General features: G+C 49.1%; 15 protein-coding genes. 7 read left to right on the top strand and 8 right to left on the bottom strand.

Translation table 11 applies throughout. The features are described 5' to 3' along the window. Positions 1-47: 47 nt before the first annotated feature. From EPA93_RS01715 to EPA93_RS01690, 6 genes are all read right to left on the bottom strand, one after another. Positions 48-899 (bottom strand): SMP-30/gluconolactonase/LRE family protein, encoded by an 852-nt coding sequence (locus EPA93_RS01715; protein ID WP_129885376.1) that lies wholly within the window; start codon positions 897-899, stop codon positions 48-50. Positions 900-1,141: 242 nt separating this feature from the next. Further along, the gene (locus tag EPA93_RS01710; protein WP_129885375.1) at positions 1,142-1,975 is read right to left on the bottom strand and encodes an alpha/beta fold hydrolase; all 834 of its coding nucleotides are present in this window, start codon (positions 1,973-1,975) and stop codon (positions 1,142-1,144) included. 144 nt (positions 1,976-2,119) lie between these two features. Next, positions 2,120-2,758: a TetR/AcrR family transcriptional regulator gene (locus tag EPA93_RS01705; RefSeq protein WP_129885374.1), complete on the bottom strand. Its 639-nt coding sequence runs from the start codon at positions 2,756-2,758 to the stop codon at positions 2,120-2,122. A 110-nt stretch (positions 2,759-2,868) separates the two neighbouring features. Next, entirely contained in the window at positions 2,869-3,099 is a 231-nt protein-coding gene (locus EPA93_RS01700) for a hypothetical protein (RefSeq protein ID WP_129885373.1), read from the bottom strand. Further along, entirely contained in the window at positions 3,096-3,320 is a 225-nt protein-coding gene (locus EPA93_RS01695) for a hypothetical protein (RefSeq protein WP_129885372.1), read from the bottom strand. The genes EPA93_RS01700 and EPA93_RS01695 overlap by 4 nt, the downstream gene beginning before the upstream one ends. Beyond that, on the bottom strand, positions 3,317-3,586 hold the full coding sequence (locus EPA93_RS01690; protein ID WP_129885371.1) for a hypothetical protein: 270 nt from the start codon (positions 3,584-3,586) through the stop codon (positions 3,317-3,319). The genes EPA93_RS01695 and EPA93_RS01690 overlap by 4 nt, the downstream gene beginning before the upstream one ends. A gap of 363 nt (positions 3,587-3,949) precedes the next feature. On the opposite strand from EPA93_RS01690, the gene EPA93_RS01685 reads away from it, so the two are divergent. Both EPA93_RS01685 and EPA93_RS01680 read left to right on the top strand, forming a co-directional pair. After that, a complete protein-coding gene (locus EPA93_RS01685; RefSeq protein WP_129885370.1) occupies positions 3,950-4,762 on the top strand; it encodes a helix-turn-helix domain-containing protein in 813 nt (270 codons plus the stop codon). 255 nt (positions 4,763-5,017) lie between these two features. Continuing rightward, entirely contained in the window at positions 5,018-6,073 is a 1,056-nt protein-coding gene (locus EPA93_RS01680; protein WP_129885369.1) for a hypothetical protein, read from the top strand. A 39-nt stretch (positions 6,074-6,112) separates the two neighbouring features. Here the strand turns inward: EPA93_RS01680 and EPA93_RS01675 are convergent, their stop codons facing one another. Both EPA93_RS01675 and EPA93_RS01670 read right to left on the bottom strand, forming a co-directional pair. Further along, positions 6,113-6,853: a hypothetical protein gene (locus EPA93_RS01675; RefSeq protein ID WP_129885368.1), complete on the bottom strand. Its 741-nt coding sequence runs from the start codon at positions 6,851-6,853 to the stop codon at positions 6,113-6,115. A 764-nt stretch (positions 6,854-7,617) separates the two neighbouring features. Further along, positions 7,618-8,427: a glycosyltransferase family 2 protein gene (locus tag EPA93_RS01670; protein ID WP_129885367.1), complete on the bottom strand. Its 810-nt coding sequence runs from the start codon at positions 8,425-8,427 to the stop codon at positions 7,618-7,620. Between the two features lie 248 nt (positions 8,428-8,675). On the opposite strand from EPA93_RS01670, the gene EPA93_RS01665 reads away from it, so the two are divergent. The 5 genes from EPA93_RS01665 to EPA93_RS01645 all read left to right on the top strand — a co-directional run bounded on the left by EPA93_RS01665 (position 8,676) and on the right by EPA93_RS01645 (position 13,127). Then, positions 8,676-9,656, top strand: a complete 981-nt coding sequence (locus tag EPA93_RS01665) for an NADPH:quinone oxidoreductase family protein (RefSeq protein WP_129885366.1) — start codon at positions 8,676-8,678, stop codon at positions 9,654-9,656. 230 nt (positions 9,657-9,886) lie between these two features. After that, the gene (locus EPA93_RS01660) at positions 9,887-10,531 is read left to right on the top strand and encodes a DJ-1/PfpI family protein (RefSeq protein ID WP_129885365.1); all 645 of its coding nucleotides are present in this window, start codon (positions 9,887-9,889) and stop codon (positions 10,529-10,531) included. Positions 10,532-10,770: 239 nt separating this feature from the next. Continuing rightward, positions 10,771-11,415 carry a GNAT family N-acetyltransferase gene (locus tag EPA93_RS01655; RefSeq protein ID WP_129885364.1) on the top strand — a complete coding sequence of 215 codons (645 nt, stop codon included), beginning with the start codon at positions 10,771-10,773 and terminating at the stop codon, positions 11,413-11,415. Between the two features lie 241 nt (positions 11,416-11,656). Beyond that, positions 11,657-12,268 (top strand): pyridoxamine 5'-phosphate oxidase family protein, encoded by a 612-nt coding sequence (locus EPA93_RS01650; RefSeq protein WP_129885363.1) that lies wholly within the window; start codon positions 11,657-11,659, stop codon positions 12,266-12,268. A 382-nt stretch (positions 12,269-12,650) separates the two neighbouring features. Further along, entirely contained in the window at positions 12,651-13,127 is a 477-nt protein-coding gene (locus EPA93_RS01645) for a hypothetical protein (RefSeq protein WP_129885362.1), read from the top strand. The last annotated feature ends 39 nt before the right edge of the window (positions 13,128-13,166 follow it).

The raw sequence follows: 13,166 nt of genomic DNA, 5'->3' as shown, positions 1-13,166 counted from the left end.
GGCTCTCCAGCTTGCTAGATGGTCCGAAAATCTGAGAGCGAGAGCTGCTACGGTTGGCCAGCACCTGGAACCTGCACCTCAACGGCAAGCAACTGGCCCGTCCTGATCTCATCGGCAGCTTTCTCACTGGCTGCCTGCATTTCTGCCTCCCAGCCGCGCCACTCCCGCGTCACAAGAAATAATGTCTTGCGTGCGTCTCCACCTAGCATACATGCGAAGCATCCTCGGTCTAATGTAATCGTCTGCAGCACCTCGCCACCTTCTCGCACGCGTACGCAGCGCTTGTTGGGGACGTCAGCATACCATACGGCTCCCTCAGCATCAAGACAGATTCCATCGGGAGTGCCATCACCCAGTTCGGCCCAGATGCGGCGCTGAGATAGGCTGCCATCGCTGGCAATGTCGAAGGCGGTAAGTTGTCTGGCATAGGACTCAGCAAGGATCAAGGTTGTGTTATCTGGCGTGATCGCCATACCATTGGGAAAGGCAAGGTTGTTCGCTACCTGTCGCACCGTCCCGTCCGGTGTGATGAGTAGCAGCACTTCGCCATTGATGTAGGCATTGCCACGACTATCAACTACAATCTCATTCCAGGGCTGGCTAGAGAATTGGCTCAGTTCAGCATACGTGGTGAGCGACCCATCTGCTTGCCTGCATAACAGGCGTCCCTCGGCTGAGGAGACGATTAAGAGACGTCCATCGGGCAGCCAATCCATGCAGATAGGCTGAAACGAGGGAAAGCCGAGCTTGACGGCGACCTCCCTCTTTCCATCCTGGCTGACAGTAAGGAGTTCGCGGGTTCCCCAGTCGGAAACCCACAACTTGCCCGCATGCCAGCGGGGCGATTCGCCAAAGCTGAGATTTGTGAGGAGGATTTGTGGCTTCGGTTCATGGCTCATCGTTTCTTCTCTCCTTAATGGGGCTTTATTTATAATTCTTAATTCCAAAGGGCCATATGGAAAGCGGTTATCCAGCCATGATCCAGGGAAAGACCACCTCGCTCATAAGGCCCAGGAGAGCAGGCTTTGCCTCCAGCGAGATCTAGCTGGCCACGGAAGCATGAGCCGATTGGAGAAGCTCCGTATCCATGTTGCTCAGGAACCGTTCTCCCTCACACGAAGCCAAACCCTCTTCCTGCATTTCAGCTATTGCTTGTCGAGAGCGAGCCGTCTGACGGCGTATCGCTCTGAGCACCAGACTGGCATCTTTGGACAAACGCTTCGAGCAATTGCGCAAGCGCTGCCGGCTCTTTGATAGGAAGCAAATGTGTATTGTCCACCATGGAGAGAGAGAGTTCTGGGAATGCCTGGGCCAGTTGCTCTCCGCCAGCTCGCCATAAGGCATTCGTTCGCTCGGCCCGCTCTCCCTTTTCCCCGGCACTTTTCGTAGCCAGAACCAGCTCCACGGGACAATCCAGCTGTTCATAGGCCGCAAGAAGCTGCTCACGGCGTTTATTGAGCTCAATGGTGAGCGTCGCAAACTGGTCAGGTGTGAGACGATAGCCCATGCCAGTCAGGTACAGGAGCAGAGGTCCGATGCGCATCATTGGCGTATCAAGTCGGCGCCTCACATCCTCAGGATCACTAACGAGGTTGACTGGCACGGCACCATCAATGAGAAACAGCCCGGCCACCTTCCCCGGATGGCTTGCTGCATACCAGACAGCCAGGTCGGCCCCCAGCGACCAGCCGATCAGGATAGGCCGATCTCCAGCCATTTCGTTCATGATGGTTTCTGCATCCGTCATGAAGCTCTCAAGGGAAGTGTTGCGCGAGGTAGTAGATTTTCCATGATTGCGAAAATCAAAAGTGACAAGTCGATACTGCCCCTGGAGTTCGCTAATAAGGCGCTTCCAGGCTACTTGTGTGGCCCCACCACCGTTGAAGAAAAGGAGCGTCTGCCCCTGACCAGTCTCACTGACTGCGAGTTGCACATCTCCGTTAGGTAGCTTGTAGTGCTTTTGCTTTGTGCTCATGCTCTTATATCTTCCTTTTAAGGTAATGTCTTAAAGTAATGTCAAATCAATTCTCTCGACAAAGGATCAGAGCAGGCTTTACACATGCTCTAGAGAAGGGTGGAACATGCCAGGAAACAGCCCAATCTTCCAGACAGCTTTCTCTCATTGTTCAAACAGGCTCTGAAACAGCGCCTTCAAGCCAAAGTCAAACTCATGATCAGACTTCCACTGCGCAATTTCCGGCAACAGAGCGTGAAGCGTCGGATAGTGCTCGGCGGGAAATTGTTGCCACACTGCCGGGCCATTTGGTCCAGGCTCCAGACCAGCCACCGCCAGTGGACCCATCTCGATCAACGTGTGACCAATAATAAAGCCAACGAGACACTGTAAGGCATAAATCGCTTGAATCCCTGTAACCTGCGCACGCTGCATGGTCTGCAGAAGGCGGTCCAGAATTGCCAGCGTCGTCGGGGTTCGCAGCGGGCTCGTGGCCACCAGGGGAAGCATGCGAGGATGGGCACGTAAACTGTCCCGAAAGGCGTGGGCAAATGCCCACAGCTCCTCGCGTGGCGTCGCATTAGATGGCTCTTGATATGGAGCCCTGATGATAAGATGTTCGATAATCCCGTCAAATAATGCTCGCTTATTCTCAAAATGATGGTACAGTGCCATCGCCTCGACTCCTAACATGGCGCCGAGCTTGCGCATGCTAAACCCTTCTAAGCCTTCTTGATCAACCAATTGCAAGGCCACTTCCAACACCTTTTGACGTGTAAGTGGCTCGCCGGCTTTCGCCATCATTCTCTTCCTTTCTGGACTTTACACCGTAAAGTTTACACTGTAAAGTATAGGATAGAAAGGAACGTATGTCAAGAGAATCTCTTTCACATCAGGAAGGAATTATTTCGTATTTACTGAATGTTTGCATCTTGTGAGCCATAAGGATCGGAAGCCGGCAACTGGGAGACGATTACGGGCCTGGGAAAAAGTTTAGCCTGTAATTGTCCATTGACCAGGAGCACAATGTTAGCCTGGCTATAGGCCGGCTCGCGAGCAGCTTTGAAAAAAACCTTGTATGCTCTTTCAGCCCGCTTGCCGCGATACAGGAGACGCTTATCAGCTCTTACGCGATATCTGGTCATTGCTGCCCCTCGTCATAAACAAGCTCAAGCTGGTCGGGAGTATAGCTTGTGCCGGCCAGATCGTTGAAGGCGCATAGGATGATACAGGCGTTGCCTCTGTGTATCGGATGCTTGAGCAGCATGTCCCAGACAATAAAGGGATGCCGATTGCTCTCGCGGGCCAGAGCGAGCAAGGAGACGTTATGGCTCCATTGCATGAGTTGATAGAAGTTCAGTTTCATGGCTGCGGCTCCTGCTTTCTCTGCGTACCAGCAAAGGCATCATTGATCTTGATAACCGTTGTGATTGCCGCTTCTGGCCCCACAATGCTGCTGAGCTCTTGATAGTACTCTTCGACGCGCTGCATGCGTGCCTGAATAAAGTCGTGTCGCGCACGCATGGCCAGGCCGTGCAAGCCTTCGCAGGCCGCTCTATACTCGCTCTCAATCTGCTGACGTAGCTGGGCCACTTCGCTGTAATTAGTGTGGTCGTTCTTATCTTGCCTCATTACCATCTCTCCCCCTTTATAACTCTACAATGATCGTGTAACTATGAAGGAAATTGTTGGAGAACTTGTTCTAACTGAAGAGCGATTTCTTGTTGTATGGGCGTTGGGTGCTGAAAATGCTTAAGAAAGCGCAGATAATGCCATATAGCATCGTATACAGCTTTCGATTGCGCTGTGCTTAACACAATAACTATAGGGACTTCAGCATCATCGGGCGCTGGGTTTGAGTTCATCCGATACCGCCTTTAAAACTATCAATTCTATCAAATAGTATAGATGATATTTTTGAGAATTTCAAGAAGAAAAGAGAGACTTTTGAGAAAATTGGGATAGACATATGCTATAATGAGAGAAATTTCAGTTTTGGATCTTGGAGATCAGCTTATGAAATACCTAACTGCCAGTGAAGCCATAGAAATTCTCAAGATTCCTTCTGCAACCTTCTATCGTTTCGTGAAAGAAGGCAAGATCAAGAAGTATTATCCTACTGCTGTTAGCAAGCATGGTATGTATGATCCCAAAGAGATTGCCCGCCTGAGCAGTAAATTTCGCCGTGAAGCTGCAGAGCAGGAGAAGAGTGAGACAGATTGGGTCAAGAGCTCTGATATGGGAAGTATCTATGATTTAGAATACACGGTGTACGGAGATGAAACAGGCGATCCATCTATTATCCGCAAATGGTATGAACGCAATCCATATATGTGTCGTGTGCTTTATAACCAGTCAAATCGGCGGGATCTCTGGGGTGCGCTTAATATTGTTCCGTTGACAGAAGAAACTATTCTTAAACTGCTCCGTGGAGAAATGCGAGATGTTGATCTTGACCCACAGAAAGATATTTTAACTTATGAGCAGCCAGGTATCTACAACTTTTACGTGGCTTCAGTAATTGTTCGAAAAGAGAGAAAGCATCATTTTATACAGCTTCTGAATAGTTACTTTGACTTCTGGTGTTCGCTGGCGCCTGAAAGAGTAGTCGGGAGAATTTACGGTCGTGTACTTTCTGAGAGCGGCGAAATGTTAGCAAGAAAGCTATTTTTCTCTCCGCTCTGGCATATCTCTGATACTGCTTTTGTTCTGGATATGGCAAAACCCAATCCATCACGGATTGTACAGAGTTTTCAATATTGTATAAAAACAAAAAGCGAAGAGGCGGCGGAGACCGACCCTGACTGATTTTAATGGCGTGTTACCACTTCCTGAGATTGAGTTCACCCGTTATTGTAATCGCTTAATCCCCTAATTGGCGCGTATAGGAGAAATTTGCAGCCTATCGAGGGATATCGCATCCTATGCATGTGATACAATCTAAGCGAAGGCAAACAGACGAGCAAGTGATGCCAGAGGCGCGAAAAGGCTTGGTAGCGCCTGATACCAAAGATAAAATTAATGTAACGAACTTAGGTGAAAAGCTTGCTGGAACAGGAGTTTATGCAGATGGCTGAACTATATCGGGAGAATGATAAGCTAGAAGGAATGGTGAACCGCCGGGAAATGCTAACTATGTTGGCAGCTATGCCGGCTGCATTACTAGCTTCATCTACTCGTGGGCACGCTGTTTCTTTTCCGTCTCCTGAAGAATTTTTACTCCAATGTGCGGCAAGTATCTCTGCTTGTTGGTATCTGATGACGCGTGACGGTTTGGTTAATGTGTCACAACAACTTCCGAAGTACTCCTCATATTTGTTCGATTTAGCGAAGCAACCCTCAAAGTATCAAGAAAAGGCAAGCTATTTTGCAAGTCAGGCATATATGCTTATGGGTCTCATTGCTCTGCATCATCTCTCTGTCCCTGAGAGCTTAAAGAGGAGAAAAAGTTATTGTCAACAAGCTGTTATTTCCGCCCGAGCATCAGGGGATATAACTCTGTTAATTGCTGCGTTGACCCATCTAGCAACTGCTTGTAGAGATGTTGGAGACCTGGAGCAAGCATTATATTATAACCGTGAAGCTGTCTACCACATGACCTGTTACCAAGTGTCAGGCCGTCTTCAAAGCAAAGCACTTGCTGGGTTAGCTCTTTCTCAAGCACGTAGTGGCTTAATACAAGATGCTCTTAGCTCTATTGGAGCAGCCCAAGACGTGTTTGTTGGCGATGAAGAGGCAGCCCCGGCTTTCCTTGCCACAGATTATGGCAGATTCGGCTTAATTCAATTTACGGGGTTTGTTCGGCTTGACCTGGCTACTCATAGGCCGGAAGAGGGACATCAAAAAGAGGCGGAGAAGGCACTTACTAAAATTGATGAGATGCCGACAACTATAGTACCGATGCGTCATGCTATTGAAATTGCTAATCAACGGGCATCTGTTGCTCTGGCCATGCGCGATTTAGAGAGCTTTGAGCAGTATTTTCTTGTGGGAGCCGATGGAGCTAAAGCCCTGGGAAGCGCCAAACGCAAGCAAGAGGCCCTGACAAACTGGAAGCAAGCTATGCAGCTATGGCCCCAGGAAACGCGCATCCATAACCTGGCCGATGCCTTGATTTAGCCGTGAGACGCTATGCATGGTGGCAATACATCTTGACACTCAAACGTGTCGATTGACTGCTTTGTGCTGTCTTCGCCTATGGTTTGAGTGTCTGCCATTAGCCCTTGGTACAGACCGCCTGTGAGCGAAAGCGAGATAGAGCTGGCAAAAGTTATAGGCCAGCAGCAAAGATAGCTTGCCAGCTTCCATCTTGCCAACGGGCTGTGAGCTCATAGCAGCCAGAGGAGGGCACAAAGACATAGCTGCCCAACTCGTGCCAGCCTGGCCCCATACATGCTCATGTTTGCCTTGCTCTAGCTGCCCGACGACTACGGGCTGTGCGTCTCCAATTTGAAAGCTGATAGGCTGATGGGTTAGCAGATTGGTGCCTTGTAGTAGCACAGGACCAGAATGTTCGGGTCCAACCACCCAGAGGACCTTCTGGCCCCAGCCATGCCTCTCCTTAAAACCCGCGTGTAGTGTTGCTTCCGGTCCCGTGAAACCCAGGGCAAAAAATTGAGAGCTTCCAATGGCATTTGGGGCTCCTGAACCCTGGATGTTCTGCACCCTGGTAAGAGGAGGATGGCATTGTTGTGGAGCTGGGCTTAACGGCTTGCTGGTGCCGTAGGTGGGAGCCAGCGTCGGCGATGGAATGACAAATGGAAGAAGAGTGGCGGTTGCCTCGGGAGTTGGGGAACCGCTGACTCTTGTCGGGGAGTGATCGGGAGAGCAGGAGAGGAGCAGCAGACATAGCAGGCAAGCAATGAGCAGATGTCCACCCCAAGCAGAAAGTTTTTGCATAAACTAGTCCTCACTTGTTCTAATGATTATCCTCTAGAAGATCTGGCGGGCAACCAAGCGAGCACAACAAGAAACCGGACAGATTGAAGAGCCGGCAATAACGGTAACTACTCATATTTACAGGCAGGAGTCGGCTAAATAATAAATAGAGGGTATAGCCCACCTGAAATAAGATGAAATGTGAAGAGAACACTGGCTATATTCTCTGGCGAGAGCAAAAAGTGAAAGGAGTAAAACACAAAATAACCTATTTTAATCTATAATTACCTCCTTGATCTTATCATATAATAATAGCTTGCTTACAATCTGATATCGAATTACCATAATATGTTGGAAAAGTCAAGTATAAACATAGTAAGTGATATAAATTTTTTTGGCGAATAATTGAAAAGAAGCGTAAAAAATGCAGGTAGATTATGATGCTGTTTGAATGGAATATGCTCGTTATTGGAGTTTTCAAACCACTTCAGCAAGCGCAAGATCAGCCAGGTAGCAAAATGGCTCAGGATAAGAAAAGAGCAAAGCAACTCCTATTAACATAAAAAAGATACTACAGAACGTTCTTGTATTCCCTAAGTATTGGGCATGTGTATACTTACTAAAGATCTGAAAAAAGCTGGTCGGTGTCAAAGTTCCGATGTCGGTGTGCCTCTTCTCCAAATCGTCAAGTGGCAAGCTGGCTCTCTGCAGCAGGACACTTTTAGATATGGAGAACCGCCTTCCGGCAAGCGGAGATTGGTCTATAGCCTCAGCTGGAACAACCTCTACTCCCTCTGGATAGTTGCTTCTTGCTCCGTTGGGATGACTTCACAACCAAGATCCCGCGCTACATCATAAAATGTCTTTGGCACAAGTGGAGAGAGATTGTAGCGCTTCGTTAACACATCAAGGCAAGCAAGCCGACTTTGATCAAAAGAACTACCTCTATTATCACCGGACAGGCGTAGGCTGTATTCGATGCCTATTTCCCCAGGAACATAGAGGAATGCCCCATACTTGCGGATACGCAAGAGCAGCTCCCAGTCTTCTACATGGTCTAGATGTCGATCGAAGCCGCCGCAGTCTTCAAGCACCTTACGTCGAAGCGCAAGCGCACTGGGAGGTATATAGCTATCGTGCTCGAAACGCTTCTGGTCATAAGGTAAACCAAGGCGGCAGGTTGCAATCACATGCGGCTTCTCATCTCTGCCTACTGTATCCTCGATCAGAATTAGCGTATCATCGTAGACAAGGATAGCATCTGGCCTCTGTTCAAGAGCCTGGTGTAAGCGCTCCAGGTGCCCGGGCCTATAGCGATCATCATCGTCTAAAAAGGCAATGATCTCTCCCTGAGCTGAGGCAATGCCGACATTGCGGGCAACAGGTAAACGCTGAGGATACCGCAGGGTGATTAGTTGGATTGGACGCCGAAAGAGCTGCTGATATCGATCAATGAGGGCCTCAACAGAAGTTCCACCATTGTTGATTACGACAACTTCTACCTGATCATAGGTCTGCATACCTACACTTTCGAGCGCTTGCCAGAGCCGCGCTGGACGCTCGAACGTGACGAGGATGACGGATACTAAAGACATTTTTTCCTCCTGAGAAAGATGCCAAACATCATTTCTGCCGGGCTTTCTTTACAGTATAAAAAAACTTGAAGAAAAATGCAATCTTTAGTATAAAAAAAGATACTACAGCACATTCATGTGCGTACTTGTACAAATGGATATTCTAGCTTACACTTTTGAGGTCTCTACTGTACGAGCTCCCTTAACAGGTGTCGCATGGAGCAAGCCGTTATGAAAGAGCAATATAGAGCAAAGGAAAAGAATGTACTATGAGAGCACTGTTATGCAAAGCCTATGGAGAGCCATCCCAACTCGCCCTGGAAGAGCTTTCATCCGCGAAACTGGGGCCACAAGAGGTGCGCATTGCCGTCCACGGTATTGGGGTAAATGGAGCTGATGCCCTGCAGGTGAGCGGACAGTTTCAATTACCTGCGCCGTTCCCCTTCAGTCCTGGCTTTGAGCTAAGTGGAGTTGTGGTCGAGTGTGGCGCAGAGGTCAAAACATTCCAGGTAGGTGATCGGGTGCTGGCCGTTACCTGCTATGGAGCCTATGCTGAAGAAATCGTGCTACCTGCAATAAACGTGGCTCATCTACCACAAAGCATGAGCATGTTGACAGCGGCAGCTTTTCCCGTGGCCTATCTAACTGCCTATCTCTCTCTCAAGAGGCGTGGGCATCTTCAAATGGGTGAGACTCTTGCCGTTCATGGCGCCACCGGCAGCGTGGGCAGAGCAGCGCTTGAGGTCGGTAGGAAGCTCGGGGCTACAGTCATAGCTGTAACTGGACATCCAGAACTGTTAGAAGGACAAGCCGACGTCAGCATCAATTATCGACAGGAAGCAGTCGCGCAGCGGCTTCTGGAACTTACCAAAGGGCAAGGAGTCAATGTAATCCTTGACCTGGTAGGAGGTGAGCTTTTTGAGGCTGCCTGGTCCGCCCTGGCCTGGGAAGGTCGTTTGCTGACAGTCGGTTTTGCGAGTGGACAAATTCCTCAAGTTAATCTGGCCCAGATCCTCACCAAAAATGCCTCAATCGTCGGCGAAGACCTGGCCGCCTACATTACGCGCGACATTGCTACTACCCATCAGGCCCTTAGCGAGCTCCTGAACTGGTATGAACAGGGAAGCTTGCGGCCGCATTCTCCACAGATCTTTCCCTTTGAGGAAGGAGGCGAGATTCTGCAACGAGTCGTCACAAACCAGATTCGTGATAAAGTTGTGTTAGCAACCAGCTACGCGCAAGGACATTAGACTGCCTCCGATATGGTCAGGCCTTCTCTCTTCGCAGAACGAGGCGTACATACCGACGAGTATCTAGCTGCGATGCATGCCTTCTGGGCACAGATGAGGCCTGACTATCATGGGCGCTTTAGCCTCTCTTTTCTCACGTTTTTTAGGAACAAACCTGGCCTGTATATGAGGTATGCTATCTCTGTGAAGAAAATCAGTGATGAAAGCAATAGAAAGATGGGGCAAAAACCATGGCACAGCAGATAGTTCATTACTTTGTGTTAGATACCCTCTCGGATTGGGAAGCTGTCTTTGCCATTTCATTTCTTAACAAAGAGACTTATCAAATCTTTCAAGCTCAGCCTGGTCGTTATCGTGTGAAGATCGTCGGTGAAAGTAGAGCGCCAATCACTACAGCGGCCGGATTAACCATTATTCCCGAGATGACAGTTGATGAGCTTGAGCCAACAGAAAGTGCGATGCTGATTCTGCCCGGAGCCGATATCTGGCTGGAAGAGGCGCGTGCCCCTGTTTTGGCGAAAGCTAGCGCCTTTCTGGCCGCTGGCTTGCCTGTGGCAGCGATCTGCGGCGCCGTGCCTGGCTTAGCAAGTGTGGGTCTCCTGAACTATAAAAAACATACAGGCAATTCATTAGCGGAGCTGCAGCAAGTCGCGAAATATAAGGGAGAGGAGCTGTATCAAGATCAACCAGCTTACACAGATGGCGATCTTATCACTGCTGCCGCCATTGCCCCTCTTGAGTTTGCCTATCACATTCTCAAAAAGCTTGAAGCCTACAAGCCCGAGGTGCTGGAAGCCTGGTATAAGGTCTACAAGATTGGTGATGCCGCTAGCAAAGCCGAGTTCTTTGCAGCCGCCAGACAGGCAGGCATGTAGCCCGCTTCACTCTTATCAAGCCTATAGGGTCTGGCCAGTCAGAAAGGCTGGCCAACCATTTGGCATGTATCAGCTTAAGTCCAAATGTTCTGCTTACTTGCTGTGGAATTGATACCGCAAACTATGCTAAAATAGCTTACCAGGCGAGCGGGCCTTGCAAGATTGCCAGCCTTGTGGGTACTCAATGAGTTGTGCGAATAGAGGATAGAAAGCTCATCCAGGCAGAAGGGAATTTATTCATGGCTGATGCAGGTATAAGGAAGTACAGAGAAGGAGACAGGGAAGCGATTCAAGATATATGCTACCTCACTGGCTATATGGGCAATTCGGCTGCATGCTACTGGCGTCATAAGCCGTCGTTTGTCGAAATCTGGACCTCCTATTATATCGACCACGAGCCAGCTTCGCTCTATGTGGCAACTATCGATAACAGAGTTGTTGGTTACTTGACAGGTTGCCTCGATACGTCCTCAGCCCCTAAACTTGAAAATATTATGACAGCTCAGATCACAAAATATGGCTTATTATTTCGGCCTGGAACCGCCGGCTTTTTGTATCGAGCCTTGCTAGATAGCCTGCGCGAGAAGCAGGGAGCAACAGGAGAATTGTTGGATGAGCGCTGGCCAGCTCATTTGCACATTAATTTGCTGCCAGATGCGCGCGGTACAGGGCTGGGCCGCGCCTTAATGCAGCGCTGGTTCGAGCACTTAAGGGAGTCCGGGTCGCCAGGTTGTCATTTAGGCACTATAGTTGAGAACACACGTGCTGTCACATTCTTTGAAAAAATGGGCTTTAAAAAGTATGGCGACTCACCCCCGATTGCTGGTATGAGGGGTCCAGATGGTACAAGGCTACATCAACAACTTATGGTCTGGAGCGCGTAATCAGGCCAGATCCGGCTTCCCCGGACAGCGTTGCCCCTGCTCTATTCCCTGGTCTCATGCCCCGGACTTAGCAAAATAAGCCACAGGTGAAGATGCGCAACGCATCAAGCGAGCCGACATTTTTCTTATAGCCATACTTGGTCCCAAGACGCTGTGAAAGTTCCTCTGGCAGATTTGGCAGAGAAGCATCGGCAGAAATGCTATAATACAGGTCATCAAAAAGGAAGAGGTTAAGCCGACAATGCCATATGATGCTCTCTCTCACCCCTATAACGCTATACGGCGCCGCGATCGTGCAGTAAGCGATGAGGAGTGGATCAAACAATTTCTCCATAGCGCTCCAGCTGGCAGTCTAGCAACTGTGCATGAGGGGCAACCATTTCTTAACAACAATTTGTTTATCTACGACGAATTTCAGCATGTGATCTACGTACATACAGGACCAGTTGGGCGAACGCGAGCGAATATTGAGAGGGATGAGCGTGTCTGCTTTAGCGTGTATGAGATGGGAAGGCTATATCCAGGTCAACTGGCTTCCGAATTTGGTGTGGAATATGCAAGCGTGACTATCTTTGGCACCGCCACGATCATAGAGGATCTTCAGGAAAAGCGCAGATTCTTTGACACGCTCTTCGCGAAATATTTTCCTGATTTTCAAGCGGGCAAGGATTACCAGCCCAGCTCAGATCAAGAAATAGCTCGCCCTTGCCTCTATAAGATCCAGATCCAGCAGTGGAGTGGTAAAAAGCATATAGAGCGGCCTGATTTCCCTGGGGCCTTCCGCTATGAAGAAAGAAAGGCGCAGAAAAGCTCTCAGGAGCCTTTTGATCCCGGCTCAGCCGATGCTAGCTAACGCAAAAGAGAGGAACAATTTGCTCCGTTGCTCCCTGAAGTGACACATCGGCGGCTCATGCTATACTGGCGTACAGTTAGGTAAGACTGATCCATTACCCAGGCGAGGGTGAGCTGATGCCCGGGTGTATAACACAACTTCCTCCCCTCGCCTGTCCTCAAGAGCCGTGCCGCGCTAATATCTTCCGCCCCTTTATTTTCAACAAGGTCTTATCTCCTAAGCCTCTTTAATCACCCTTTCAACTACCCTGTTGGAGAATACTCATTCCCTGCTTTGGGCTCTATACTTATGGCACAGTGCTGGTGGGATGGCAAGTAGGGAGAGATCTTTTGATAGCTCTTTGTGTAATACTTTAAGAATATGAAATGGAGTTATGAAACAAATGGGGCAAAATACATTACGTCCTGGTCGCGTAATCGGCATCTTTCTCGTAGGATATATCGCTATATCGGTTACGGGAGCTCTATTAAATGTACTTTTAGGAGCTCTTCTGGTGACTCCTCCCTCACTGGATACTCCTACTACCTTTTCGTATGTTCTTTATGAGATCTGTCTCGTCCTCTTGAATATAGGGTGGATACCATTAAGTCTGTGGTACTTCAAAGGGCGTGCTGATATAGGGCACGTACGGAAAGAAGCTCTGATTGTTGGCCTGTTGTGGGCGGCAATGGCGGCCCTTGTGGATTTCTTGTTCTTCGCACTCCTGCCGGGTCCCCTGCATCTGGGCGCATATAAATTTTTCGTAGTGCAATTTCCGTGGATCTATATGATCTATATACTCGCCTTCCTGAGTCCATTCATAAGTACCGAGCTAAGAAAGAACTTTGCGAAAGGTTCGACTGTTTCTCATGCGAATTAGCCTTATGCTGCTAAGCGCTTTGGGAATGATGTAATGATC

It is taken from the genome of Ktedonosporobacter rubrisoli, assembly GCF_004208415.1.
Lineage (GTDB): Bacteria > Chloroflexota > Ktedonobacteria > Ktedonobacterales > Ktedonobacteraceae > Ktedonosporobacter > Ktedonosporobacter rubrisoli.
Note: the sequence above shows the minus strand (reverse complement) of the source record. Positions and strands in the feature narration are given on the sequence as shown.

What these genes read in the sequence shown, in the direction of transcription:
- EPA93_RS01710 (WP_129885375.1), bottom strand. Translation starts at nt 1,975, where the DNA reads ATGAGCACAAAGCAAAAGCACTACAAGCTACCTAACGGAGATGTGCAA.
- EPA93_RS01660 (WP_129885365.1), top strand. Translation starts at nt 9,887, where the DNA reads ATGGCACAGCAGATAGTTCATTACTTTGTGTTAGATACCCTCTCGGAT.
- EPA93_RS01705 (WP_129885374.1), bottom strand. Translation starts at nt 2,758, where the DNA reads ATGATGGCGAAAGCCGGCGAGCCACTTACACGTCAAAAGGTGTTGGAA.
- EPA93_RS01670 (WP_129885367.1), bottom strand. Translation starts at nt 8,427, where the DNA reads ATGTCTTTAGTATCCGTCATCCTCGTCACGTTCGAGCGTCCAGCGCGG.
- EPA93_RS01655 (WP_129885364.1), top strand. Translation starts at nt 10,771, where the DNA reads ATGGCTGATGCAGGTATAAGGAAGTACAGAGAAGGAGACAGGGAAGCG.
- EPA93_RS01700 (WP_129885373.1), bottom strand. Translation starts at nt 3,099, where the DNA reads ATGACCAGATATCGCGTAAGAGCTGATAAGCGTCTCCTGTATCGCGGC.
- EPA93_RS01675 (WP_129885368.1), bottom strand. Translation starts at nt 6,853, where the DNA reads ATGCAAAAACTTTCTGCTTGGGGTGGACATCTGCTCATTGCTTGCCTG.
- EPA93_RS01690 (WP_129885371.1), bottom strand. Translation starts at nt 3,586, where the DNA reads ATGAGGCAAGATAAGAACGACCACACTAATTACAGCGAAGTGGCCCAG.
- EPA93_RS01715 (WP_129885376.1), bottom strand. Translation starts at nt 899, where the DNA reads ATGAGCCATGAACCGAAGCCACAAATCCTCCTCACAAATCTCAGCTTT.
- EPA93_RS01650 (WP_129885363.1), top strand. Translation starts at nt 11,657, where the DNA reads ATGCCATATGATGCTCTCTCTCACCCCTATAACGCTATACGGCGCCGC.
- EPA93_RS01680 (WP_129885369.1), top strand. Translation starts at nt 5,018, where the DNA reads ATGCAGATGGCTGAACTATATCGGGAGAATGATAAGCTAGAAGGAATG.
- EPA93_RS01645 (WP_129885362.1), top strand. Translation starts at nt 12,651, where the DNA reads ATGGGGCAAAATACATTACGTCCTGGTCGCGTAATCGGCATCTTTCTC.
- EPA93_RS01695 (WP_129885372.1), bottom strand. Translation starts at nt 3,320, where the DNA reads ATGAAACTGAACTTCTATCAACTCATGCAATGGAGCCATAACGTCTCC.
- EPA93_RS01665 (WP_129885366.1), top strand. Translation starts at nt 8,676, where the DNA reads ATGAGAGCACTGTTATGCAAAGCCTATGGAGAGCCATCCCAACTCGCC.